Annotated in this window: 26 protein-coding genes; 5 read left to right on the plus strand and 21 right to left on the minus strand. The window is 40.5% G+C overall.

Going from position 1 to position 25,468, the window contains the following annotated elements; translation table 11 throughout:
• Positions 1-35: 35 nt before the first annotated feature.
• The 8 genes from DBR32_RS05300 to feoB all read right to left on the minus strand — a co-directional run bounded on the left by DBR32_RS05300 (position 36) and on the right by feoB (position 6,500).
• Positions 36-812: a polysaccharide deacetylase family protein gene (locus DBR32_RS05300; RefSeq protein WP_124635265.1), complete on the minus strand. Its 777-nt coding sequence runs from the start codon at positions 810-812 to the stop codon at positions 36-38.
• Positions 793-1,974 (minus strand): glycosyltransferase family 87 protein, encoded by a 1,182-nt coding sequence (locus DBR32_RS05305; protein ID WP_124635266.1) that lies wholly within the window; start codon positions 1,972-1,974, stop codon positions 793-795. The genes DBR32_RS05300 and DBR32_RS05305 overlap by 20 nt, the downstream gene beginning before the upstream one ends.
• Before the next feature lie 101 nt (positions 1,975-2,075).
• Positions 2,076-2,522, minus strand: a complete 447-nt coding sequence (rplI, locus tag DBR32_RS05310; RefSeq protein ID WP_124635267.1) for a 50S ribosomal protein L9 — start codon at positions 2,520-2,522, stop codon at positions 2,076-2,078.
• A gap of 15 nt (positions 2,523-2,537) precedes the next feature.
• On the minus strand, positions 2,538-2,804 hold the full coding sequence (rpsR, locus tag DBR32_RS05315) for a 30S ribosomal protein S18 (RefSeq protein WP_124635268.1): 267 nt from the start codon (positions 2,802-2,804) through the stop codon (positions 2,538-2,540).
• A 56-nt stretch (positions 2,805-2,860) separates the two neighbouring features.
• The gene (rpsF, locus tag DBR32_RS05320; protein WP_233559668.1) at positions 2,861-3,202 is read right to left on the minus strand and encodes a 30S ribosomal protein S6; all 342 of its coding nucleotides are present in this window, start codon (positions 3,200-3,202) and stop codon (positions 2,861-2,863) included.
• A gap of 150 nt (positions 3,203-3,352) precedes the next feature.
• Complete coding sequence (locus DBR32_RS05325; protein WP_124635269.1) at positions 3,353-3,988, minus strand: SprT-like domain-containing protein; 636 nt, start codon at positions 3,986-3,988, stop codon at positions 3,353-3,355.
• Positions 3,989-4,000: 12 nt separating this feature from the next.
• On the minus strand, positions 4,001-4,381 hold the full coding sequence (locus DBR32_RS05330) for a hypothetical protein (protein WP_124635270.1): 381 nt from the start codon (positions 4,379-4,381) through the stop codon (positions 4,001-4,003).
• Positions 4,382-4,388: 7 nt separating this feature from the next.
• A complete protein-coding gene (gene feoB / locus DBR32_RS05335; RefSeq protein ID WP_124635271.1) occupies positions 4,389-6,500 on the minus strand; it encodes a ferrous iron transport protein B in 2,112 nt (703 codons plus the stop codon).
• Between the two features lie 183 nt (positions 6,501-6,683).
• Between feoB and DBR32_RS05340 the strand changes: the two genes are divergently transcribed.
• Positions 6,684-8,369 (plus strand): AMP-binding protein, encoded by a 1,686-nt coding sequence (locus tag DBR32_RS05340; RefSeq protein WP_124635272.1) that lies wholly within the window; start codon positions 6,684-6,686, stop codon positions 8,367-8,369.
• 32 nt (positions 8,370-8,401) lie between these two features.
• Here the strand turns inward: DBR32_RS05340 and DBR32_RS05345 are convergent, their stop codons facing one another.
• Positions 8,402-9,442, minus strand: coding sequence for an acyltransferase (locus DBR32_RS05345; RefSeq protein WP_124635273.1), 1,041 nt, complete (start codon positions 9,440-9,442; stop codon positions 8,402-8,404).
• 99 nt (positions 9,443-9,541) lie between these two features.
• Positions 9,542-11,344 (minus strand): translational GTPase TypA, encoded by a 1,803-nt coding sequence (gene typA, locus DBR32_RS05350; protein WP_124635274.1) that lies wholly within the window; start codon positions 11,342-11,344, stop codon positions 9,542-9,544.
• Positions 11,345-11,594: 250 nt separating this feature from the next.
• On the opposite strand from typA, the gene DBR32_RS05355 reads away from it, so the two are divergent.
• Both DBR32_RS05355 and DBR32_RS05360 read left to right on the plus strand, forming a co-directional pair.
• Positions 11,595-12,062: a hypothetical protein gene (locus DBR32_RS05355; RefSeq protein ID WP_124635275.1), complete on the plus strand. Its 468-nt coding sequence runs from the start codon at positions 11,595-11,597 to the stop codon at positions 12,060-12,062.
• Complete coding sequence (locus tag DBR32_RS05360) at positions 12,055-12,918, plus strand: hypothetical protein (RefSeq protein WP_124635276.1); 864 nt, start codon at positions 12,055-12,057, stop codon at positions 12,916-12,918. The genes DBR32_RS05355 and DBR32_RS05360 overlap by 8 nt, the downstream gene beginning before the upstream one ends.
• A gap of 11 nt (positions 12,919-12,929) precedes the next feature.
• Here DBR32_RS05360 and DBR32_RS05365 read toward each other — a convergent pair whose 3' ends face one another.
• From DBR32_RS05365 to DBR32_RS05395, 7 genes are all read right to left on the minus strand, one after another.
• Positions 12,930-13,733: an SDR family oxidoreductase gene (locus tag DBR32_RS05365; protein WP_124635277.1), complete on the minus strand. Its 804-nt coding sequence runs from the start codon at positions 13,731-13,733 to the stop codon at positions 12,930-12,932.
• A gap of 123 nt (positions 13,734-13,856) precedes the next feature.
• On the minus strand, positions 13,857-14,918 hold the full coding sequence (locus tag DBR32_RS05370; protein ID WP_124635278.1) for a PhoH family protein: 1,062 nt from the start codon (positions 14,916-14,918) through the stop codon (positions 13,857-13,859).
• Positions 14,919-15,017: 99 nt separating this feature from the next.
• Positions 15,018-15,275, minus strand: a complete 258-nt coding sequence (locus DBR32_RS05375) for a hypothetical protein (RefSeq protein WP_124635279.1) — start codon at positions 15,273-15,275, stop codon at positions 15,018-15,020.
• A gap of 86 nt (positions 15,276-15,361) precedes the next feature.
• Complete coding sequence (locus DBR32_RS05380; protein ID WP_124635280.1) at positions 15,362-15,589, minus strand: hypothetical protein; 228 nt, start codon at positions 15,587-15,589, stop codon at positions 15,362-15,364.
• Between the two features lie 113 nt (positions 15,590-15,702).
• Positions 15,703-16,485: a (Fe-S)-binding protein gene (locus tag DBR32_RS05385; protein WP_124635281.1), complete on the minus strand. Its 783-nt coding sequence runs from the start codon at positions 16,483-16,485 to the stop codon at positions 15,703-15,705.
• 45 nt (positions 16,486-16,530) lie between these two features.
• Positions 16,531-16,989: a DinB family protein gene (locus DBR32_RS05390; protein WP_124635282.1), complete on the minus strand. Its 459-nt coding sequence runs from the start codon at positions 16,987-16,989 to the stop codon at positions 16,531-16,533.
• Positions 16,990-17,003: 14 nt separating this feature from the next.
• Entirely contained in the window at positions 17,004-18,326 is a 1,323-nt protein-coding gene (locus DBR32_RS05395) for a (Fe-S)-binding protein (RefSeq protein ID WP_233559669.1), read from the minus strand.
• A gap of 201 nt (positions 18,327-18,527) precedes the next feature.
• Here DBR32_RS05395 and DBR32_RS05400 point away from each other — a divergent pair, with 201 nt between their 5' ends.
• Positions 18,528-20,459, plus strand: coding sequence for a KUP/HAK/KT family potassium transporter (locus DBR32_RS05400; RefSeq protein WP_124635283.1), 1,932 nt, complete (start codon positions 18,528-18,530; stop codon positions 20,457-20,459).
• Positions 20,460-20,478: 19 nt separating this feature from the next.
• Positions 20,479-21,417 (plus strand): bifunctional riboflavin kinase/FAD synthetase, encoded by a 939-nt coding sequence (locus DBR32_RS05405; protein WP_124635284.1) that lies wholly within the window; start codon positions 20,479-20,481, stop codon positions 21,415-21,417.
• Between the two features lie 102 nt (positions 21,418-21,519).
• On the opposite strand, the gene DBR32_RS05410 is transcribed toward DBR32_RS05405, so the two are convergent.
• From DBR32_RS05410 to dnaX, 4 genes are all read right to left on the minus strand, one after another.
• Entirely contained in the window at positions 21,520-22,545 is a 1,026-nt protein-coding gene (locus DBR32_RS05410) for a serine hydrolase (RefSeq protein WP_124635285.1), read from the minus strand.
• A 27-nt stretch (positions 22,546-22,572) separates the two neighbouring features.
• On the minus strand, positions 22,573-23,217 hold the full coding sequence (locus DBR32_RS05415) for a hypothetical protein (protein ID WP_124635286.1): 645 nt from the start codon (positions 23,215-23,217) through the stop codon (positions 22,573-22,575).
• 72 nt (positions 23,218-23,289) lie between these two features.
• Positions 23,290-23,520, minus strand: coding sequence for a hypothetical protein (locus DBR32_RS05420; RefSeq protein WP_124635287.1), 231 nt, complete (start codon positions 23,518-23,520; stop codon positions 23,290-23,292).
• A gap of 18 nt (positions 23,521-23,538) precedes the next feature.
• A complete protein-coding gene (gene dnaX / locus DBR32_RS05425) occupies positions 23,539-25,332 on the minus strand; it encodes a DNA polymerase III subunit gamma/tau (protein WP_124635288.1) in 1,794 nt (597 codons plus the stop codon).
• Between the last annotated feature and the right edge of the window lie 136 nt (positions 25,333-25,468).

Here is a 25,468-nt window from a genome sequence, read left to right on the forward strand (position 1 = left end):
TAACTATTTTTCTATGGAGGGCACTTTGCATTTCCTTACTTAAATGTCTTCATCCACTGCCCAATGGTGGAAAATGGCAACTTCGCTTGCTTCAACTCTATAATATAATTATCCAAACGCGTAACCATTTTATCGCCGCAATTTCTGATTATAAATTTGGGTAAGCCATAGGATTTATCTGCAACACGTTCACAAAATTCCCAAGGATGAAAATATATATTTAGATAATTGTCTTTTTTATATGTATTTTTTGACATTTTCGTAAATAATCTCAGAGAAATATTACGAAAAGTAAGCCAAAAGAGGGGGAAACGCATATATGGTGTTACCGTAGAGGGAATCTGCAGGACGTTTTGATCCTGGTAGAAAGTACGGCTTGACTTAAAATGATTATATCTTCCGGGTATGAATGTAGGATTGATGGAACTATTATATTCATAACCGGCTTTTTCCACTTCTTTCTGGCATACCGGCTGCATTCTAGGCATTCTAAATCCCAAAACCTGCATGCCACTTAAGCGCTCCAATTCTTGTTTTGAGCGTAGTAAATCTGTTACATCAAATTTTGAATGATAATAGCTGTGCGATGCCAATTCGTGACCTTCGTTTTTAATCCTTTGAAGAATTTCCGGAGCATGCTGGGCAAAGGTTGCAGTTGTAAAGAATGTTCCTGAAATCTTATTCTTGGCCAAAATATCCAAAATACGATTACATCCTTCTGAAGAAATAGCTATCTGATGTTCAAAAGTAATATCACGCCCGTATTCTAAAGGCAAATCGAATTCTTCAATGTCAAAACTTAATAATATCATTTTGGTCTGTTTTAGTATATTCCGTATGCGTCAGCATTTCGTATATGATCTTAAGCCATATTAAAACACATGGCAGTGCCTTCAGTGAATATTGTCTTACTACAACTCTGGCCGCTTTTGGAAATAAATCTGTTGCAGATAAAGAGGTAAGCAGTATTGCAAAAATAACGAGTATAATATCCAAATTTGTATACTGCCTCTTTGAAACAAACCATACTGCTACACCAACAAAAGCAATAATATAAGTCGGGGATTCGGAACTGCTACTGAATATTACTGTAAAAATTAAAGTAGATGACAGTAATAACAGACGGAAACGCGCATTGCTATATAAACTGGTTTTAAAAAGAGGAATAGCATACAACAACATACCAATAAGTATGAAAGGTGTTTGGGAAATATGCCCGTTTCCCGTAATACGTCTGATCATTCCTACTAAGGAAATATCCTGCATAGTAATCAATGAAGCATTGGCCTCATTTTTATGCGCCAGATCTCCAAACCAAGTAACATACATTTCTGCAACGTAGTCTGCGCCCAGAAAAAGCATAGGCAGGAAAAATAAAAAAATAGCCCAAATGATCCCCCACAAAAGATATTGCCATTTTCTTTTAGTAAAGAGTAAAAAGGCAAGTGCGGTAATGCCATAAATTTTGGTTAGCGTTCCTAATACAATCGCAAAGGTTGTCTGCTTGGGTTTGTCTTGAAGGGTATAACTAAACGCAAGTAAGATAAGCCCTGTAATCGCCACGTTAAACTGGAAACCTAAGATCGCCGTAACTAATTCATTCAAGCAAAGCAACACTATGATTGATTGCCCTGTAGGTTTTATAGGTAGTTTATAAATACCCCATAGTAATATACCTACATTGGCTAGATTCCACAAAGTCATCCCGAACAGGTCGGGTAACAGAGCAAAAGGAGTATAAAGGATTGTAAAGAGAGGGCCGTAGTGAAAACTATCCAGGAATGCTCCCGAGTAGTCACGATATAGGTCATGATGATGTATTGCGTCCCAAAAACTTTTCTTAAATGTCAGGTGATTACCATACATACCGATATAATATTGTTTGCAAGAAACAACAATTGTAATCAGTAAACACAATGGTATGACAAAAGCGGGCTTCAATGCAAAACGGAGTTTTGCGTTGTTTGCTTTCATAGATTTTCTGCGGGTTTTCGGCAAATATATTGAAAATATAACAATAAAAAAAAGCTGTGATATTTGAATATCACAGCTTTTTTTTATTGTTATCGTCGGACTTATTCTCCAACTACATCAAATGTTAATTCCAGAACGTGGTCTTTACCAAAGTCAATTTGTGCTTTGTAAGAACCAGCTTCTTTAATTTCATCCAATATAGAAATACGACGACGATCGATTTCATATTGTTTTTGCTCACGGATAGCGCGGGCTAATTGGATAGAAGTAACTGATCCGAAGATTTTACCATTTTCGCCAATTTTAGCGGTTAATTTAACTGCTCCAGTTTCTAAAGCGGCTTTAACGCTAGCAATGTTAGCTAATAATTTTTCTTCTTTTTTAGCGATTTGTTTTTGACGCTCTTCCTGAATTTTAACGTTAGAAGCAGAAGCTTCGATAGCGTGTTTTTGAGGAATTAAAAAGTTACGAGCGTATCCCGGGCGAACCTCAACGATTTCGTGTGCACCACCCAAATTGTCTACGTCTTTTATTAAGATTACTTTCATTGTTTAAGATTTTTATTACTTTAATAAGTCCGTAACATAAGGTAAAATCGCCATCTGGCGTGCTTTTTTAATAGCATGACCTAATTTACGTTGGTATTTTAAAGAAGTCCCGGTAATACGACGAGGTAACATTTTACCTTGTTCATTTAAGAATTTTTTCAAAAATTCAGCATCTTTATAATCGATATACTTGATGCCTAATTTTTTGAAACGGCAGTATTTTTTTTGACGGTTCTCGATACGAGTACTGCTCAAGTATTTAATATCGTTATTTCTAGCCATTTTAATAAAATTGTGGTTTGAATAAATTTAGTTTACGAATAGCGCAATGTGCTTAATTAAGCTTTATTGCGTTTGCGAGTGTTATACTCCACCGCAAATTTGTTTAAGTGAGTCAACATATAGCGCATTACGTTTTCGTCACGGTTCAATTGAATTTCAATTTTAGCGTTAACGTCCGTAGGTGCTGTATACTCTACTACTGTGTACAAACCTGTGGTTTTCTTTTGAATAGGGTAAGCTAAAGAGCGAAGTCCCCAAGGATTTTCGTGAACCAATTCACCACCATTTTCTGCAATGATAGATGTGAACTTTTTCTGAGCAGCTTTGAAATCTTCCTCTGATAAGATCGGAGTGAAGATAATCATCAACTCATAGTTCTGAATGTTTGATGTTGCCATAAAAATGTTTTTTAATAAATAAAATAACCCGGATTATGCGTAAGGGCTGCAAATGGACATCTTTTAGTCGTCTAAAAGGTGGCCCTTATTTTTTCGGACTGCAAAGGTATTTAATTATTTCTAAATTGACAAATTTAAAATCCGCATTCTTTATGCCGGCTCTACAAGGGGCTTTACCTGTACCAAACCCGAAAAAAGATAATCTTTATTCGTTTTGATTTCTTTACACAGGTATCGGGTACGTCTTTTCTGTAACAAAAGAAAAACCCTCCCCTCTTTGGTCACAAAACGGGTATTGGGTATCAATGCTTCTACCAGTACCAGCCCTTCTATAAGTGGCTCATCAAAAGCCATTAAGGCTTTGTACAGCTTGGGATCGGCACAGGAAGATGCTTTAAGGTTTTTCAAAGAGGTATGCAGCGATTTCTCCAGATCAGCGGGAAACAAGTTTTTCCCGAGGTATTCCACCAGAATATTTTTATAAATATCCTGCCACTCTTTCCCGTGCGGGGCAATCCTGTTCTTGAACTGCACGTAGGCTTCCAAATGAGCCAATTCATGTAATAAAGTAATCAGAAAGGCATACGCATTCAAGTTTCCATTCACCGTTACGCGATGAAAAGGATGCGAAGGGATGGGCTGGCGATAATTACCCAGAATACTTCTTCGCTCCCGGGTAATGATCAACTGAATGGTATATTTTTTAAACCAGGGTATTACTTTTTCTAAAGTACCCTGAGGGAGGTATTTGCCAAAAGAATCAAAAGTTAGCTTTTCTTTAGCCATAGTGCAAACGGATTACTTTCCGCTCTTTCCTTTCCGGGATAGTACCACCGATTCTAAAATAGAATAAATGACATACATCCCTAAAAACATAAATACAGTAGGTTTAATTCCTTCTTTGCCATGCATATAAGCGTAACCGATAAACAATACCACGCACAAAAAGAAGCGCAACATAGTGCTCCCCATTTTGGCACGGATAAAAGCATTCGGATTATCATTCTTCAGGGCTCCGGTCACCATAAAATATGTTACTGCTGAAAGGATGGCCAATACGCCGTTCCCTACAAGCAATGCATTGATATCATAAACATTGGGTGTACTTGCATTAAATGCATAGATTAATCCGCAAATGGCCACAAATATGCCTACAACGATCAATAAGTATTTATTCATCTATAATTTATTTTAAAACCTGAAATACAATAAAGGCACAAATGTACGCTAAGCCAGACATATAAACGAATTGAATTACGGGCCATTTCCAACTTTTGGTCTCTCTTTTTACAATGGCCAGGGTACTCATACATTGCATCGCAAAAACATAGAAGACCAGGAGCGAGCTACCTGCTGCCAGGGTGTAGACGGGTGTTCCGTCTTTATGCTTTGCCTGCGCCATCTTCTCTTTCAGGGTCGATTCTTCTGCCTCGGCATTGCCAACGCTGTATAAGGTAGCAATAGTACCCACATAGGCTTCCCGGGCAGCGAAAGATGTAATTAAGGCAATACCGATCTTCCAATCATATCCTAAAGGTGCTATAAACGGCTCAATTGTTTTGCCCATAATACCGGCATAAGAATGTTCCAGTCTTTCGTGTGCCTGTTCTACCTTTTGTTCGTCCGTCAGTTTTCCATTCTGCGTTACTTTCAGCATTTCATACTTTTTGCTCACCGGATCCATACTCTTACCCGGGCCGTAGCTGGCCAATGCCCAAAGGATAACGGAAATCACCATAATGACCTTACCGGCATCTTTTACAAAAATCATGGCTTTTTCCGCCATTGTCTGTAAGGCATTTCCCCAACGGGGCGCTCTATATAAAGGTAATTCCATTAAAAACAGGCTTCCTTTGTCACTTTTCAGAATGATACTTAACACCTTTGATACGACTAAGGCCATAAAGAACCCGAGTAAATACAGGCCCATCATTACTAATCCTTGTAAGGAAATAAAACCGAGTACATAGCTTTTAGGAATGACCAGACTAATCAGAATGGTATATACGGGCAGCCTTGCAGAACAGCTCATTAAAGGGGTGATCAGTATGGCAATAAGCCTTTCCTTTTTATTTTCGATAATACGGGTCGCCATAATGGCTGGTATGGCGCAGGCTAATCCGCTGATCATGGGCATCGCTGCCCGTCCGTTCATGCCAACAGAGCGCATCAGCCTATCGGTCAGGAAACTGATTCTTGCCATATAGCCACTATCTTCCAGAAGGGTGATGAGGCCAAAAAGAATCGCAATTTGCGGTACAAATATTACTACCCCACCGATACCGGCGACCAATCCGTTTATGATCAAATTGCTCCACCAGGCTTCGGGCATTACCTCTCCTAACCATCCGGTCAGAGCACTAAAGCCACCATCGATCCAATCCATAGGATATGATGCCAGCCAGAAAATACTTTGAAACAGCAACATTAAGACTACAAATAAGATAAGATTACCCCATACTTTATGTAACAGGACCTTATCCAGTTTTGCCGTCAGGGAGGTTCTCCCCGAAGTATTGTCCTGAATTCTTATGGAAGATTGTATCAGGTGATCTATGGTCGCATAGCGATCCATCACCTCTGCTGCCTGTACTTTTGCTTTAGAAAATTGGTATTGCTTTTTAAGCGCCTCCATTTTGTTGTGTTGCTCTTCGGTCAAAAAGCTCAGGCGCTCTGTTGCGCAGGCAAGGTGTAAGGCCGCATAATCGTTGTCAATACCTGCAATTAATTTTAATTCGGGTAGAAATCCGGTGTTGAGCGCCGGAAATTTTACAAAATCCTCTTTTGGAATATGCTTGCCTTGCATAACCCCTAAGATGGCTTCTTTTAAAGGTTTTATCCCTTTTGATTCTCTCGGATTAATGTCAACAACGGGAATCCCCAGCATCCGGGACAGGATGTTTACATCTACTAAAATGCCTTTCTTTTGAGCAATATCCATCATGGTTAATGCCAAAACTACGGGCTTCTTCAAATCCATGATCTGGGAGCAGAACAAGAGGTTTCTTTTCAGATTAGTGGCATCTGCCACCACAATAGTGACATCGGGCACATCTTCTCCAGAAGGATTGATTAAGGTTTCGTAAGCCACATATTCATCTGCACTCTTGGGATATAAGCTATACGTACCCGGCAAATCGATCACCTTAGCTTTCGTGCCCTCGATCAAGCTCGTATAACCAATCTTCTTATCTACCGTTACTCCCGGGAAATTGCCTACCTTTTGATTCAAGCCTGTTAATACATTAAACAAAGACGTTTTACCACTGTTGGGATTTCCTGCAAGAGCTATATTCATTATGGTACTCAATTATTGTGGCTGCAAATATACGGCTTGATTTAGAAGGCAACAGCCGTTTGCTATAATTGTCAGCAAGATGTGACAAACTAAAATTATCTTAATATCACGGACAAAACCTTGATTTAGACTGCTTTTATGTAACTTAGATAGGGTAAATTCACGATCATACCACTTTATATTATGGAACACATTTTCAGAACCTTCCGGGATCTTATCGCACAGGAAAATTATGATGCCTTAGCAAATATGCCCCTCACGAAACCAGAACGTTTTAATTGGGTTAAAGAAGTTTTCGAAGACATCAATATAAAAGACAGTCCTGATGCCACAGCCTTGCTATGGACTGATGGTGTACACACCCACACTTATTCTTTCCGGCAAATGGGCATAGCCTGTAATCAATTACTCAATTTATTACGGGCACATGGATTAACTAAAGGAGATGTTATCCTTACGCAACTCTCCTTGCAGGTGATCAACTGGCAGGCTATTCTCTGCACAATAAAAGGTGGTTTCCGGATGATCCCGGCGGCTACCATACTCGGTACAAATGACATTAGCTATCGTTTTCAAAGACTTTTACCTAAAGCTGTTATTGCCGACCAGGACAATGCGGCTAAGATTGAGGCTGCAGAACAGCAGTCCGGCGTTCATATCAATGTGAAGATTATTGCAGAGGGACAAAGAGCCGGCTGGATCAGTATCAGCGAGATTCTGCAATACGATTCCACAGCTGCTGCTGCAGAGACCAGGTCCGATGATCCTTTATTTTTATTTTTCACCTCGGGCACGACCGGAATGCCCAAAGTGGTTACGCATACCCAATTTAGCTATCCGGTAGGCCATTTGACGACTGCCAGCTGGATCGGCATAAAGGCGGGAGACATTCATTATAATATTTCACAACCCGGTTGGGCCAAATTTACCTGGAGCAGTTTTTTCGCGCCATGGAGTGTAGGCGCGACTATTTTTGCCTATCATACGACCGGGCGGTTTCATGCACAAACGCAACTATCTCTTATTGCACAACACCGTATCAGCACTTTTTGTGCGCCACCAACAGTATTGCGTATGTTGATCGTAGAAGATCTTGGGGCTTACTCCTTTAGTTTCAGGAGTTGTGTGGCCGCCGGTGAGCCGCTAAACCCCGAGATTATTGAAGCATGGAAAAAAGGAACAGGCATACTGATCAGGGATGGTTTCGGGCAGACAGAAAGTACTTGTATGGTGGCCAATATGCCCAATAGCAAAGTGAAATTCGGCTCTATGGGCAAAGCTACTTTTTTATATGAAGTGATTATCGCAGATGACGCGGGCAATGAAATCCCGGTGAGTGAAGAGGGCAATATTTGTGTGCACACCGACAGGGATAAACCGAATGGGATTTTTCTGGAGTATCTTGATGAGCCCGAAAAAATGAATGCGGTCTTTAAACATGGCCTTTACTATACCGGAGATAAGGCTTATAAGGATGAAGAAGGCTATTTATGGTTTGTGGGCCGGGATGATGATGTGATAAAATCATCGGATTACAGAGTGGGCCCATTTGAAGTAGAAAGTGTACTCCTGGAGCATGAAGCCGTACTGGAATCTGCCGTGGTAGGCAGCCCTCATCCGGTTAAAGGATATGAAATCAAAGCATTTGTGGTGTTGGGTGCTGCCTATGAGCCCTCGGCAGAACTGGCTGGCGATTTGTTTTCTTTTGCCAAAGGGCAGCTGGCTCCTTACAAAATGCCCCGGGTCATTGAATTTGTGCAAGATCTTCCTAAAACGATCAGCGGCAAAATAAGAAGAGTAGAATTAAGGGCACTGGAGGCAGAACGCAAAGCAAAAAATACAGTACCGGATAATGAATACAGGCCTTAGACTGCCATACAAATAGCACGAAAGGTTTCTTATCAGGAAATCCTTTTTTGTTTATATAGAAACCGTTTCTCAATCAGATGGAACGACAACCAACCGGCGATCCAGCTGCAGATAAAGGATAGTAGCATGAGTGTACCTACTTCCTGAATGCCGATAGCAATAAGCATTTGTTGGATCGGATAGGCATAAATATAGGTTCCATAACTGATGTCTCCTATCTTTTTCCCGATCTGCAATGAGGGGTTGTACATCAAGCCAAAACTCAAAATAAGTAAAGGATAGAGCCATATGGCAATGGGCGCAATTAAAGTGGCTTTAAAAATACCCAGACCAACAAACAATAATAAGGAAGCAATAAATATCTGTTTGCAGTAAGGCTTCCAGACCTGTTGCCATTGTGCGAGTAAAACGCCGGTATAAAAGAAGGTAGTCAGGGAAAAGAAATTGCTTAAATGATATTGTAAGGCATCGGGTAGTAATGTCGGTTTATAGGTGAGTAAAAGATCGCCGGCCAGTAAAAAGCCATAGGCGATAAGGGTATAGCTTTTATGCCTCTTTAAGGGAATCAAAAAATACAGCAACATGCCTGCATAACACAGTACTTCGTAACGTAAGGTCCATAAAGAGCCATTGATCTCAGGCCGGTGATTTTGTCTAAATACACCAGGCAGAATATTATCAGAGGGAATCAGGAATATATTTTTGATCAGGTAGCTGTAAGTTTGCTTTTGGCTCAGGTAGTCTAATAATGGCAATTGTGTAAAAACAGCTCCTAATATAAAGGTAGCAAAGAGCACTACTGTTACCAATGCAGGAAAGATACGCCAGAACCGTTTCTTCACAAAAATTGCAAGGCTTGCAGAGTTGAGCACACTTTGATAAATCAAAAAACCGCTTAATACAAAAAAACCGCCTACCCCGATACCGGAAAAAATAATGCTACCGGTTAATCTGCGCAGCGGCTCCATGGCCTCGAGTCCCAACAAAGCATAACTGTGTGAGATGATCACGAAGGACGCGAGCAGTAGTCTTAAAAAATCGAAATTATTACGGTGTGTCTGTTGTGGTGCCAATAGTTACAGGATGAGTGCCAAAAATAAAGAATAGTCTTATAAAAACAAATGCCGGCAAGAATTTGCCGGCATTTGTGGATAATCATATAAACGGAAAACTTACGCTTTCATTGTTTTTGAGTATTTGTTACGTTCGTTTTCGTCCAAATAAATTTTACGAATACGAATGCTTTGAGGTGTACACTCGATACACTCATCTTGTTGGATATACTCCATACATTCTTCAAGGCTCAATTGAATCTTCGGAGCGATGTTTGCTGCACCATCGGTACCGCTTGAACGCATGTTGGTCAATTTTTTACCTTCGATAACGTTTACACTCAAATCACCTGGTTTGATGTGCTCAGCCAGGATCTGACCTGCATAAACCTCTTCACCCGGATCGATGAAGAAAGAACCACGATCTTGTAATTTATCGATAGAATATCCTGTAGAAGTACCGCCTTGTTTTGCAATCAGTACCCCATTATTACGACCAGGAATAGCCCCTTTCCAAGGTTTGTATTCAGAGAAGTTATGCGCCATCACCGCTTCACCAGCTGTAGCGGTAAGCATTTGAGAACGTAAACCGATCAAACCACGAGAAGGCATATCAAATTCAAGGTGTTGCATGGTACCTTTAGATTCCATGATCAACATTTCGCCTTTACGCATGGTAACTAGGTTGATTACTTTGCTGGCAAATTCATCCGGAACGTCAACTACCAAATTCTCAAATGGCTCACATTTCTGACCATTAATTTCTTTAGTAATTACCTGAGGTTGACCAATTGTCAACTCATATCCTTCACGACGCATGGTTTCTACCAATACAGAAAGGTGAAGAATACCACGGCCATATACTAAGAATTTATCGGCATCATCCGTGTCTTTAACACGCAATGCAAGGTTTTTTTCTAATTCTTTGTACAAACGATCACGTAAGTTACGGCTCGTTACGAATTTACCTTCACGACCAAAGAACGGTGAGTTATTAATGCTAAACTGCATGTTCATGGTAGGCTCATCGATAGCTATAACCGGTAATGCTTCAGGATTTTCATAATCGGCAATCGTTTCTCCAATCTGGAAATCTTCAATTCCTACTACGGCACAAATATCTCCTGCTTTTACTTCTGTAACTTTCTTTTTACCCATACCTTCAAATACGTAAAGCTCTTTTACTTTACCTCTTACAAGGCTACCGTCAAGCTTACATAATTGAATGTTTTGTCCTTCTTTAATCACACCACGAGCCACACGACCTACCGCGATACGACCCAAGAAAGAAGAGTAATCCAATGAAGTGATTTGCATTTGAACCGTACCTTCAGAAACTGCAGGCTCTGGTACATATTGCAAAACAGCATCCAATAAAGGATTAATGTTTTCAGTTTGTGTCAATGAAGTATTGTACCAACCTTGTTTGGCAGAACCATACAAAGTAGGGAAATTCAATTGATCTTCGGTTGCATCTAATTGGAAGAATAGATCAAAAACCTTATCGTGAACCTCATCAGGACGACAGTTTGGTTTATCTACCTTGTTGATCACAACTATCGGACGTAAACCTAAAGCCAATGCTTTTTGTAATACGAAACGTGTTTGAGGCATAGGCCCTTCAAAGGCATCAACCAAAAGCAGTACACCATCAGCCATTTTCAATACGCGTTCTACCTCACCACCAAAATCGGCGTGACCAGGGGTATCGATAACGTTAATCTTTGTACCGTTATATATAACAGAGATATTCTTACTTAAGATGGTGATCCCACGCTCACGCTCTAAATCGTTGTTATCCATAATCAACTCACCAGTCTCCTGGTTGTCGCGGAATACTTGTGTCGCATGGATAATTTTATCCACCAAAGATGTTTTTCCGTGGTCAACGTGCGCAATGATGGCAATATTACGTATGTTCATTTATTATAAAATTTTCTATTTTAAGGCTGCAAAGGTAGTATTAATATTTAGAAATTTTATGATTAATCCTAAAATATGGATTATTAATAGATTAAATTTGTCGAACATTTCTATTTTACAGACAAAAAACGGAATAAAAACCTAATGATTCCGTACATCGCTTATGAAGGAATCGTATTTCAGCAGGTTAAGAAAACACAGTAAAAGGCTATATATCTTTGTCGTTATATATGCTATAGGTTCTATATTAATGATCCAATCTCGGGTGAACCCTTATATGTTTTTTGAAATGACGCCTGTATTTACCTGGGGTATGTTTTCTACAAATATTGATGCGGCTCCTGAAAAGAATTATGTTTTTTATGATTTGAAATATAATGGCAAAACCTTTAACCTGCCTACGGCTCAGGATCATTGGAAAATTTTCTTTAGCTATACCATTCCAAATTACGACAATATCAAGGCTAACGGTTATGAAGATCCGCTAAATAGCAAATATGCCGCTGTGCTCCAAAAGCTGCATATCGATCCGGCTTTTGCAAGCCATATCAGTAATAAAAGGAATGACGTACAGCGCTATCCGCAATGGCTGAAACGATATATGGAAAATAATACCGGTGAACAAATAACGCATTTGGAAGTAACGAAACGTTGGGTAAAATTTGATGCAGGCGGAATATTACAAGTAGACAGCAGTAAAATAATCATTAATGAGTAAAGAGATACACATCACGATAGAAAAGCAAAGACTGATCATCACAAGGTTTGTGATGATTTATTGCATCTTGTGTTTGCTCTTAAGGGCAATGGCCCATACCTTACCGTCCCAACTTGCGCAACCGGTATTGACAAGGGCCGGCTACAACATTGCCCATATCCTCTACAGAGCCTCCGGCATAGGGGAATGGCTCACACAATATCCTTTTACGGCACAACTGTTCAATGTTTTTCTTTTTGGCGCAGCGGCTTTACTGGCTGTGTTTCCGAGGAAAAATTATTTCGCGGTCTTGTTTAGCATATTGTTGCTTTTATTCATCATTACGACCAATATCTACGTCAATTTTAACCAGCATTATCTCTTTTTGCTATGGCTGGCAACGCTTCCGTTCTGTATGCGTTCCGATCGGTCTTTCGCGCTTTTATGGGAAGGATTACGCTTCTATGCCTGTTGGGTATATGGCTCTACGTTTATTTTAAAATTAATAAACGGTGCGATGTGGCAATGGGATTATGGATTGCAAACCATGAAAGAGCAAGTGGCTGAATATGTATTTTTAAATCCGGGGTCTACCCTGACGATGGCTTACTCCTGGTTAATTCAACATGGCACTCTGGTCAATATCGGGCAGAAATTTGTTTTTCTGGCAGAAGGTATGTTCCTGATCGGCTTTTTCACCCGGAAATATGATCGCTTTTTGATCTTTATGGGACTGTTTATTTTTATCAGCACTGCTCTGTTTGCCAATGTATTCTTTATTGAACAACTGGGCATTTTGATCGTAGCACTGCTACCGCTAAAGGAGTGGGATAAAATAAATAACCGGTTTAGAAGGTCTAAACCGGCTGTATTATAAATATTTCTTTATCATCGCTTCAAAGGACTGTTCGGTTCTTTTGCAAAATGATTGAAGACCATTTTATCTAGAAATCCCGGTAAGAATTTACTTAAAAAGACGGTTAGTTTTCCCTGTCCGGTCATGACGATGGTTCGTTTTCGCTTTTCCACACCATCCAAAATGATACGGGCGCAGGTTTCCGAACTCATTAATTTACTTTCATCCAGAGGTGTTTCTTTCTGTGCGGAACCGTCTGCAGCCAAGGCGGTGTTCCGAATATTAGATGCGGTAAAACCCGGTGCTACCCACATTACATTTACATCTTTATACAGCAATTCTGTACGTAAGGATTCCATAAAGCCCTGCATCGCAAATTTAGAAGACGAGTAGCCGGTACGCCCCGGCAAACCCCGGTAGCCCGCTATGGAAGATACGCCGACAATCGTTCCTTTATGTTTTATGATACTGTCTAAGGCCGCCTTTGTGGTGCACACGGTACCCCAATAATTGACGTCCATTAACTCTCTGAGTACTTTAAGATCGAGGTCTTGAAACAAAGCACGCATACTGCTTCCGGCATTGTTGATCAAGACATCTACCCTACCCCATTGGGCAATCGTGGCCTCGATAAAGGAATTACAATCCGATTCTTTAGAAACATCTGCGGCAAGCAATAACAGTCTTTCATGCTGCGGGAAACTCCCTTTTAGCTTTTCCAAGTTCCGGGCACATACGGCTACGAAAGCCCCTCTGTTTAATGCATCCAGCGCTAAGGCTCTGCCAATACCGGAAGAGGCCCCTGTAATTGCTACTACTTTATCTGTAAACGTCATCTGTTTTATTTGTGCCTCAAAATTAGTTTATTTACGATTTACAGAAAGAGAAATTGTGCTCTTTTGTATAAAAAAAACGTGCAAAACAGAATTGTTTTGCACGTTATCATTAAAGTATATAGATTACTCCGGTTTGCTATTATTTTCGGCTTCGATATGTTGTGGTTTATATTGTTGCCTTTTTTCTTCTTTGTATTGCTCATGCAATTTTTCTTCACGGTCGGTTTCCTGATCGTAGGCTCTGATAATATGTTTAACCAGTCTGTGGCGTACAACATCATCACCGGTCAGTTCAATAAAGCTGATCCCTTCAATATTTTTCAGGATGCGGTTTGCTTTTGCCAATCCTGATTTTTGATTTTTTGGTAAATCGACTTGCGACATATCACCGGTAATAATCGCCTTAGCGGACGGTCCGATACGGGTCAAAAACATTTTCAGTTGCAGATCGGTGGTATTTTGGGCTTCATCCAGGATAATATAACAATTATCCAGGGTACGGCCTCTCATATAGGCCAGCGGCGCAATCTCGATAATCCTGTTGGCCATATAATAGCTGAGCTTGTCCGGAGGGATCATATCATCCAATGCATCGTATAAGGGACGCAAATACGGGTCAATTTTTTCTTTAAGGTCTCCGGGAAGAAATCCCAGGTTCTCACCTGCCTCTACAGCAGGCCTGGTCAAGACGATCTTTTTTACAGACTTATTCTTCAGCGCCCTTACTGCCAAGGCAACTGCCGTATATGTTTTACCGGTACCTGCGGGTCCTATAGCGAAAATTATATCGCTTTTATCCGCTATAGCTACCATCAACTTTTGGTTTTTGGTTTTCGCTTTGATAACCTTACCATTGTTTCCAAAAACAATGATATTATTATCTGAGTCTATATCCAGTATGCTGGTAGGCGCGCCATCATCAACGTTGCCATCTGCATCGCCTAAAATAGTAGAAAAGTAGTCTTCCGAAAGATGTCCGTTTTTTTCAAGGTATTGTACAATCAAGCCAATTTTATCCTTTGCAAGTGCCACTTCATCCGGGTGACCTACAATCTTTAGCTGGGATCCTCTGGATAATATCTTTAACAGGGGAAAACGCTTTTTGATCAGGTCGAACTTGTTATTATTTACACCAAAAAATTCTATGGGGTTTACCGATTCCAGGTTAATGATTTGTTCTGTCAAAGTATTATATATTTAGTTAGTTTAAAAATACAATTTCTTTTTCAAGAATGGCATTAAGTAAATGATAAATTAAAAAGGCTGNNCAGCCTTTTTAATTTATCATTTTGTACCGAGGTTACAATACATCACCGTATCGTTGCTTAAGCCAACTGTATAATCATATATTTTTTGTCTTTCGATCTGATCGCAATAATATATGGCATCCGTTTTGGTTGCTTTTTTTATGGTTGTATCCGCTTTGCTGTAGGTCGCATTGTTAAAACTTACACAAGTACAGGAATAATCTCTCTTACAGGACTGCAAAAAGGTAAAGGCAACCAGGGTTAATATTATCAATAATAGTGGATTTTTCTTCATTGGATAAAATTAAGGAATATCCCTGATATATGAAACACAAAAGCTGCTCAGAAAAGCAGCTTTTGATCAAAAAAGTTTACATCTTTCTATTTAAGAAAACAGGAAGTATTGGCAAAGCCATTGGCAATCATCCTGGTTTGCAGCGTATCGCAGGATGCATCAGCATCTACTTTGGTAATACTGGGCAGTCCAGAATGCACGGTACTTTTTGTTCCGTTCTCGTCATAAGAACATTCACAAGTGAAGATTTTTTTAGTACAAGAAAAGAATCCTATTGTACTCAATACTAAAACGGCAGTAATTACTTTCTTCATGATTAAATATTAAGATTATTGGTTTATAAATATCATTTTTTCACTAAAGGCTAATTACCCTTCACACCACCACTATCTGCCGGAATTCTGTTTCTTTCCCCGCAAAACAAGTGTTACGCCTCCAAACTTTGTGCAATCATTTCGGCTATATCTAATACTTGTACACTATCTTCTTTTTCTGCATTTTTCACCCCATCCATCAACATGGTGGTACAGAAAGGACAGTTCGCCGCGATAATATGCGCTCCGGTTGCCACCGCTTCTTTGCTTCTGTCAAAGTTAATGCGGGTATCTCCCGGCTCATCTTCTTTAAACATTTGGGCACCACCGGCACCGCAACATAAACCATTGGATTTACAACGTTTCATTTCTACCAGCTCCACATCCATAGCCTCCAAAACGGCTCTGGGCGCTTCGTATATATTATTGGCCCTGCCTAAATAGCAGCTATCGTGATAGGTTATTTTTTTTCCTTTAAAAGCACCACCGTCTTTAACTACGATTTTACCTTCGTTGATCAGCTGTTGCAGAAAAGTAGCATGGTGTATGACTTCATATTCGCCCCCTAAGGCCGGATACTCGTTTTTAATCGTATTGAAACAGTGCGGACAGGCCGTGACGATTTTCTTAATCCCATAACCGTTTAATAATTGAATATTATTATAGGCCATCATCTGAAACAGGAATTCATTACCCGATCTGCGTGCCGGATCGCCGGTACACATTTCTTCTTTACCTAAAATAGCAAACTGAATACCTACTTTATTTAATATCTGTACAAATGCTTTTGTTATTCTTTGTGCGCGCTGATCGAAACTACCGGCACAGCCCACCCAAAACAACACTTCTGGCTCCGTTCCTTCAGCCATATATTCGGCCATTGTTTTTACCGTCATTCTCTTCCTAATTTTATATGTAAAATTACTATTCTATTTTATCTGCTATACTAATTTTCGCATAGCGCTTACATTACCTAAATGCAACAGGTCATGATGAGAGCAACATTCTAATACCGTCTCCATATTGTCCATCACAAAACCAAAGGTCATAGTTTGATAAGGTTTTATGGTTTTAAAGACGCCATGATCATAATCTGAACGGATCTCTTCCAGTGAGCGCTGTAATCTGTCCTTCAATAGGTCTATTTCCGCTGCTGTAATCAATCCTTCTGGCTTGCTTCCATTCTTATATTTATCCATCCATTCAATAGACCGCTCTGGTTGTACGCCCGTTCTGTGATAACACAGAATTTCTGTGCTTACTACAATATGCCCTAAATGCCAGGCAATATTATTATTAAAATGGGCAGGTATGGTATTCAATTGTTCAATAGTCAAACTATCTACTAATTGTGCAAATTTTTGTCTGGTTATGGTTGCAAATACAAATAAATCGTGCATGATATGTTTTATCTTTAATTATGTACCCAGGCATCCCGGTCATCCGGACTCATTTTCCATGGGGCCATATTATTTTCAATATTTGTAGACATCTGCATCCATTCCTGAGGCACATCACCTTCTTCCATATATAGGTTTCTACGCAATTCCAAAATGATGTTCAAAGGATTGATACTTACCGGGCAAGCTTCCACACAGGCATTACAGCTGGTACAAGCCCTTAGCTCTTCGGTCGTAATATAATCATGTAGCAAGGCTTTTCCATCTTCTACAAAAGTTTTATTCGCATCCACGTTTTTGCCCACTTCTTCCAGGCGATCGCGTGTATCCATCATGATCTTACGCGGCGATAATTTTTTACCCGTAATGTTTGCCGGACAGTTGGTGGTACAACGACCGCATTCGGTACAGGCATAGGCATCCATGAGGCTTTTCCAGCTCAGGTCCATAACATCTTTGGCACCGAAACGTGCAGGTGCCGCATCAGCAGGCACTTCCGTTGGTGCTTTTTCCGGCTCCATCATGTACAAAACCTCTTGCTGAATGTCGGTCATATTATGCATCTTACCAGCCGGCTCTAAGGCAGCGTAGTAGGCATTAGGAAATGCTAAGACAATATGTAAATGTTTTGAATAAGGCAGGTAGTTCAGGAAGGCCAGAATACCTACAATGTGTATCCACCAAGCACTGCGCTCGATCGCAATTAAAGATGTCTCGCTTAAACCAGAGAATAAAGGTGCAATGTATTGGGAGATCCAGAAAGGACCTGTTTGCATATAATGTTCTGAGCCCATCTGTTGCAGGTTATAATCACAGGCATTCATGATGAGCAGCAAAGACATTAGCACCACTTCTGTAATCAGAATGAGGTTGGCATCGGTTTTGGGCCATCCTCCACTCAATTCACCGGTAGTAAGGCGTTTGATTTTTAAGACGTTTCTTCTGATCAGGAAGATGACGCAGGATACCAGTACGGTAAACGCCAGCAACTCAAAGAAACCGACTAATATGGGGTATATGCTGCTGATATAAGGAGCGAATAAACGGTGGGTACCTAGAATACCATCCAGCATAATCTCCAGCATTTCTACATTGATGATCAGAAAGCCGGCATATACAAAGAAGTGCAGTATGGCCGGGGTCATGCGTTTAAACATCTTTTTCTGCCCCAGGGCAAGCAACAATACATTTTTCCAGCGAAGTCCGGCAGCGCCGCCAAAGGTTTCTTCTTTACCTAAATTGATATTGCGCCTGATCGACATGATCTTTTTGTAGAATATAAAAGAAGCAAAGCCCAATACTATAATGAAAAGAATCTGTTGTATAATGTGCAGCATACGGTGTCCTATTAATTTTATTTATCTATGGATACCGCGTGGGAAAGATACGTAGTAGCCCATGAGACCTTGCGAAAATACATTAGTTTTCTAAACTACAAAAGCATTTGTCACATTAATGTCAAACATTTTACAATGAACAATAATTTTGTAGTTTAGAATTTACCTATACCTTTGTTTCCTAAATTATTTTTTTGAGCTGTGAGCGCACCATCTAAAAAGCTATCGTTAGCAGGTATTATTATTGCATTGGGTATTGTCTACGGAGATATCGGTACTTCTCCCCTTTATACCATGAGTGCTATTGTACGGGGAAGGGTTATTGACGAGTTGCTGGTGGTGGGAGGCGTATCTCTTATTATCTGGACCTTAACGATACAAACGACGATTAAATATGTCTGGCTCACCCTAAGGGCCGACAATAACGGAGAAGGGGGCATCTTCTCGCTCTACGCTTTGGTGCGGCGGCATTCCAAATGGATTGTCATTATCGGGATGATTGGGGGAGCGGCTTTACTGGCCGATGGGCTCATCACCCCACCTATTACCATAACCTCCGCGATCGAAGGCTTAAAACAGTCTCAAAGTACCACAATCAATATTGTCATTGCGATTCTTGCATTGGTCTTTTTCATGCAGCAATTTGGTACCAAATCGATCGGAAAACTGTTTGGACCGGTTATGTTTATCTGGTTTATTATGATGGCCTTGATTGGTCTGATTCATATCGGCGATGATGCGGCCATTTTCAAAGCAATCAATCCATACTATGGCATTCAGTTGCTGATCACAGAACCTAAAGGCTTTTGGATCTTAGGAGCGGTATTCTTGTGTACTACCGGAGCGGAGGCACTTTATTCTGATCTGGGACACTGTGGTAAGGAAAACATCCGCGTATCATGGATTTTCGTAAAAATATGCCTTATCCTGAACTATATCGGACAGGGTGCCTGGTTGCTTCATAACTATAGTGGTAAAGTATTACCCAAAGAGATTAACCCATTTTTCCAGATCATTCCGGAACAATACCGGACTATCGGTATCCTTGTGGCTACGTTTGCGGCTATTATTGCTTCTCAGGCCTTGATTTCCGGGGCATTCTCTCTGGTGAGCGAAGCCATTAAAATGAATTTATGGCCTAAGCTAAAAATCAATTATCCTACTACAGAACGCGGACAGTTGTATATCCCTGCGATTAACTGGGGCTTGTTTGCCGGCTGTTGTATGATCGTGTTTTATTTTGGTAATTCAGAAAGTATGGAGGGTGCCTATGGCCTTTCCATTACCCTGACAATGATCATGACCTCTACCCTGTTTGCCTTTTATCTATATACCAGAAGGGTGTCTATGGTCTTGATTTTCCTTTATCTGGCCATCTATTTTACTATAGAATTCTCTTTCTTTATTGCCAATCTCGATAAGTTTGAGCATGGAGGTAAGGTAACTTTGGTGATTGCTGTTTTTCTGTTTGGGATCATGTACGTATGGTATCGTGCCCGCAAGATCAAGAACCGTTACGTTGAGTTTGTCAAACTGGAAGATTATGTACCTATTATTCAGGACCTGTCTAATGACCGTTCTATTCCTAAATATGCGACGCACCTGGTATACCTGACGAGTGCCGATGTAAAGAAAGAGATTGAACATAAGATTATCTACTCCATCTTATACAAAAAACCTAAACGAGCCGATATCTACTGGTTTGTGCATGTACATGTATTGGATGAGCCTTATACGACCGAATACTCGGTACATACGATTATTCCTAATGAGATCATCCGTATCGAATTCCGTTTAGGATTCCGTGTGGAGCAAAAAGTACAATTGATGTTCCGCAAGGTGGTTGAAGACCTGGTTGCGAACAAAGAGGTGAATATCGTAAGCCGTTATGAATCTTTGAGCAAGAACAATGTACGGGGCGATTTCAGGTTTATCGTATTAGAAAAATTCTTATCAAGGGACAACCAGCTGTCTCTGTTTGAGAAAATGGTGATGAGAGGCTATTTTATCTTAAAAAATATAAGCTTATCTGAAGAAAAAGGCTTCGGACTGGATCCTTCTGATGTAACGATAGAGAAATTCCCATTAATCGTTTCCCCGGCCTCCAATATCAATTTAAAAAGAATAGATTAAACTTTATAAAGCAAGCGCAGTGAGTGTATTTTATGCGATCAACGATCTTCCCAGATTTAAGAACCCTGTCCTAACGATTGGTTCTTTTGACGGGGTGCATCAGGGACATCAGAAGATTATCAGGAATGTAGCCGATACCGCAAAAAAAGTGAATGGAGAAAGCATCCTCATTACTTTTGAGCCGCATCCCAGAAAAATCATCCAACCGGGGCAAGCTTTAGGTTTATTGTCGTCTTTAGAAGAGAAGATTGAGCGCATTACCCAAGAGGGGATCGACCACATTGTAGTGGTTCCTTTTTCCAGAGATTTTTCTATGATGAGTGCGGAGGATTATGTCTTAAACTTCTTATACAACACTTTTCTACCTCATACGATTATCATTGGCTATGATCACCATTTTGGCCATAACCGTTCGGGTAATATCGGTACATTAAAAGAGATGCTTCCTGCTGCAGTACAGGTTATCGAAATTGAAGAGCAGCTCATTCAGGAAGCTGATGTCAGTTCCACAAAAATCAGGAAAGCGATTACTAAAGGGAATATTGCCGAAGCAACTGCCATGCTGGGCAGGACCTATGGCTTTGAAGCGGTGGTCGTACACGGCAATAAAATCGGCAGAACAATCGGTTATCCTACGGCCAACCTGCAACCTACTTATTCGGATATCTTAATTCCGGGCATTGGCATTTATGCTGTAAAAGTGCATTATAAAGACACGGTATACCAGGGTATGATGAGCATCGGCAAACGACCTACGGTTACCGATGATAATATCATTGCAATTGAAGTGAATATCCTGGATTTCCAGCAGGATATTTATGGCGAAAAGCTGTATGTAGAGTTTATCGCTTATGTGCGGGGCGAAGAAAAATTTGATGGCTTAGAAAGCCTGAAAGCGCAGATTGCACAGGATGAAGTGGATATCCGAAAATTACTCTCTACCGACACACCTACTTAGATCAAATATTAAAAAGATACTTTTTACTCCGGGCATGGTACGAAAAGGAATTATCTTCCTTTCCGAAAAGCAAGAAGCGATTAGGCATGCCTACAAAAATCCTCAATGTTTCAGTACCTGCTGAATCAGCCGGATCATTACCCGGAAAGCCATATCAGGATAAGCAATCTGATTGACCGTACCGGCTACATACAATTCCTGCTCTCGATTACAATAAGCCAAAGCACCGGATAAGCCTGAATGCCCGTATAAATCGGGGATGCCGCCCAAGGGATTCAAAACCCATGGAAGCTTGAACCGTTGAATACCAATACCGGCCCGCATCGGGTAAAAAATCCTGTTCCATACTTTTAATTGATCGATCGATACTCCGGAAAATAAGCGTCCTTTAAAAAAGGCCTCTGTAAAGACCAGTAAGTCTTTGGAAGTAGACACCATTCCCCCATCTGCACGGGCAGAAGCGATGCCATTAGGAATATGTAAGGTCCTTTGTTTATAATATAGCGCTTGCGGCCGCGTATCTTTTGCATCCTCAAATACATAAGTATCTGTCAAGCCCAAAGGGACACAAATCATTTCTGCACAACAGTCCGCAAAGCTTTTATAACAAATCGTTTCTATGATCTGGCCCAAGAGCTGAAAATTGGTATCGGAATAGGCCGCTTTCCCTTTGGTATCGGGGGCAAACCGGGGCTTTAATTCCTGGCTATAGGTAATCACTTCCTGTAGTCCCCAATAGCGGTCAATACCACTGGTCAGGTCTTTTTGTAAACTGATGCTTCTCCGGTTTTTCTGGGTAAAATAATCCGGTAGCCCGGAAGTATGCGACAGCAGTTGCTTAATGGTAATCTCGCGGCTATGATCTCTACCCTTAAAGTAATGAAGATCTCTAAGCAGACCATCATCAAGATAATGTTCAATAGGATCATCTAATTGTAATAATCCTTTATCCTGCAGTTGTAAGATGATTGCCGTTACAAAGAGTTTTGTGGTGCTCCCAAGAAAGTATTGGCTTCCGGCTTCAAAAGTGCCGCTATGGCCTTCCCAGCTGTATTCCTTATATTTTATTGCAAAAGAGCTTCCAAATACTTTTTGATGATCAACAATACTATCCAGTATCTTTTGCATTTTATGGGGGAAATTAGGGGCTAAATTTTATTCAATTTTCGAGCTCCCTACAGGTCCACCACCCCATTCGACCAACACAAATCCTTTGCGTGGGGTTCGGGGTAATAACTGCTTTGGGAGCATGGGCTTTTTTCCATCGTACGGCATAAATTCCATGAATATTCTAATCATGGTTTCCGGTTTAGGCTGTACCTCGAGTGTAGAAGTATGGTCGATATTATCATTGACCCAGAAATGAATAAAGTTCCGTTCGCTTCTATTCAATTGGGGTAACCAATAGACAATAAAGTCATTTGTCTCGGTTTCGTTAAGGCCCAGCAAAGATAGCTGCTCCTGTAAGAATGCAATGTTATCTTTTCGGGACACATAGAATCCCTCTTTATAATCAAAGTGCTTTTTAGAGAAGTTCGTTTTCCCATCCCAAAAGAGATAACTATAATTTCGGTTATCTGCTATGTTTTTTAATTTTCCTTCCGGTGTGGCGATAACCTTCCAGCCCTCTTCATAGGGTGGAAAGGTATTTAAAACAGTGCCTTTAAAGTGATGTTTAACACTGACGGTGGTCGTTTGTTCGGGATAGAGGTAAATAGCCGGTTTTAAAACTTCAATACCGGGAAGATCATTTTCTAAAATAACATCAATAGAATCCTGACCGATTTTTGCGATTTCCAATACACTTTGTTCCTCTCTGGAACGGAACGCTATATACTTATATTTTTTTAGTTGAGTTTCATCCAGCTTAATCTAGAATGCAGATTGTGTCGCAGTATAAAGCGAATGCCCCGATCGCTGATCTTTTCTTCTCAAAAGAAGTACTTTATAGTCCTGTATTTCAAGCGCATCTTCCAACATTGTCGTACCTGCGGTTTCAAATACACCATTTAGTTTATATACTTTCCCGACAATTTGTTTATCCTGTGCGCTGCATATAAAGGGCATCAAAAGTAATGCCCAAAGTAATAATTTGTTATGCATAAGAATACTATAATGGTTTTAGCCTAAATCCAACCTCAATTGATCTTTAAGCTGTTTGAGTAAAGGATTTTGCGCCACCATCATATCAAACAATTCTGTTTTGGAGATAGATTGCAATTTAGGGGCTTGTTTTTCCGCACCGGGGTCTAGTTGTGCCAATACCCTAAGGTCTTTATTATGGGTTTCCTGCTTACAATAATCCCGAAACAGGTCGATATTGCCCACAACATAAATCAGGCTGATATTACTGTTACATAGGACCATCATTTCCTCAGGACTATTAAGTATGATCCTGGCATTGGACAAATTGGTGGCTTGTAAGAGCTTATCAGAATCGTTTTTTAATTTTTCGATATAGGCCGCATACAGTTGTTCCGCCAAGGCTTGCGTCATTACAATTGTTTCTTGTGGAACAACTGTACTGGCGGCTTGCGCCTGTAATTGCTCCAAAAAGCCTTTACCTAACTTGGGTTTTGGAGGTCCGATAGGTGGTGGGGTTGATGCAATGGCGTCCGCAGCCGCAGGAGCAGCGGATGCTACCGGTGTTGTTTTTACCGTAGCTTCTGTCGGGGTTGGTAACTCCGGTTGTTTTTCAGGACTTACTTCTTGCCTTTTTGCTTGTGGTGCTTCTACAGGGGCAGAAGGCACAACAGGCTCAGCTATAGGACTGGGATATTTTTTTTTTGCATCTTCTGTAAGGGAAGATGTATCGAAAACATTGTTGAGGTAGCAGAGTTTAATAAAGGTAACTTCGAGATGCAGTCGCTTGTTCAGTGTTGTTTTGTAATTGATCTCGGCATCATTCAGGATATTCAGCGCGGAAACCAGGTACTCCAAAGAAACCATTTGCGCTTTTTCAAAGAACATGCGTTTATGTGTTTCCGGAATATCCAGCAACATGGTCATTTTACTGTCTTTACACAACAAAAGATCTCTTAAGTGTTCTGCAAAACCGTTAATGATCGCATCTCCTTCAAATCCGCGTTGATACACTGATTCCAGTTGCAATAATACACTGGCCACATCGGTGCTCATGACGGCATCTAATTGTTTAAAATAAAAGCTGGCATCTAAGAGGTTCAGGTGCTCTACGGTTTGCTCATAAGTGAGGTTACCATTACTAAAGCTGGAGATCCGATCCATGATAGAAAGGGCATCCCGCATACATCCTTCACTTTTTTGAGCGATAATATGCAGTCCGGCTTCTTCTGCACTCAGGTTTTCTTTGGTACAAATATCATTCAGGTGGGCAACGATATCGTTGGTCTGAATTCTTTTAAAATCAAAAATCTGACAACGGGATAAAATCGTGGGTAAGATTTTATGTTTTTCTGTAGTAGCCAGGATAAAGATCGCATACGGTGGTGGCTCTTCCAGGGTTTTCAGAAAAGCGTTAAATGCCGCAGCACTTAACATGTGTACCTCATCAATGATATATACTTTGTATTTACCAATTTGGGGTGCAAAGCGTACCTGTTCTGTCAGGGAACGAATATCATCTACCGAGTTATTGGACGCCGCATCCAGCTCGAATACGTTAAAAGAACTATTTTCGTTAAAGGTAACACAAGTCTCACAGGTACCGCAAGCCTCTGTATCGGCTGTTGGCCGCTCACAGTTGATGGTCTTAGCCAGAATACGTGCACAGGTGGTCTTCCCTACACCCCGCGGACCACAAAACAAATAGGCATGTGCCAGATGATTTGATTTGATCGCATTTTTCAGCGTAGTGGTGATATGAGACTGCCCAACGACGGTGTCAAAAGTCTGAGGGCGGTATTTACGGGCAGAAACTAAGTATTGTGCTGACATTAATATTAAGAGTCAAAATTCAAGTGTAGAAATACACATTGTATCTCTTTCATCCTGCAATTTCTGTCATTTTACGGAATTTACAAAATAGCATTTACTCTCGGTAACACATGCGAAGGGGAAATACAAATTGATT

Source organism: Taibaiella sp. KBW10 (assembly GCF_003852495.1).
In the GTDB taxonomy this organism is placed as follows: Bacteria; Bacteroidota; Bacteroidia; order Chitinophagales; family Chitinophagaceae; genus Edaphocola.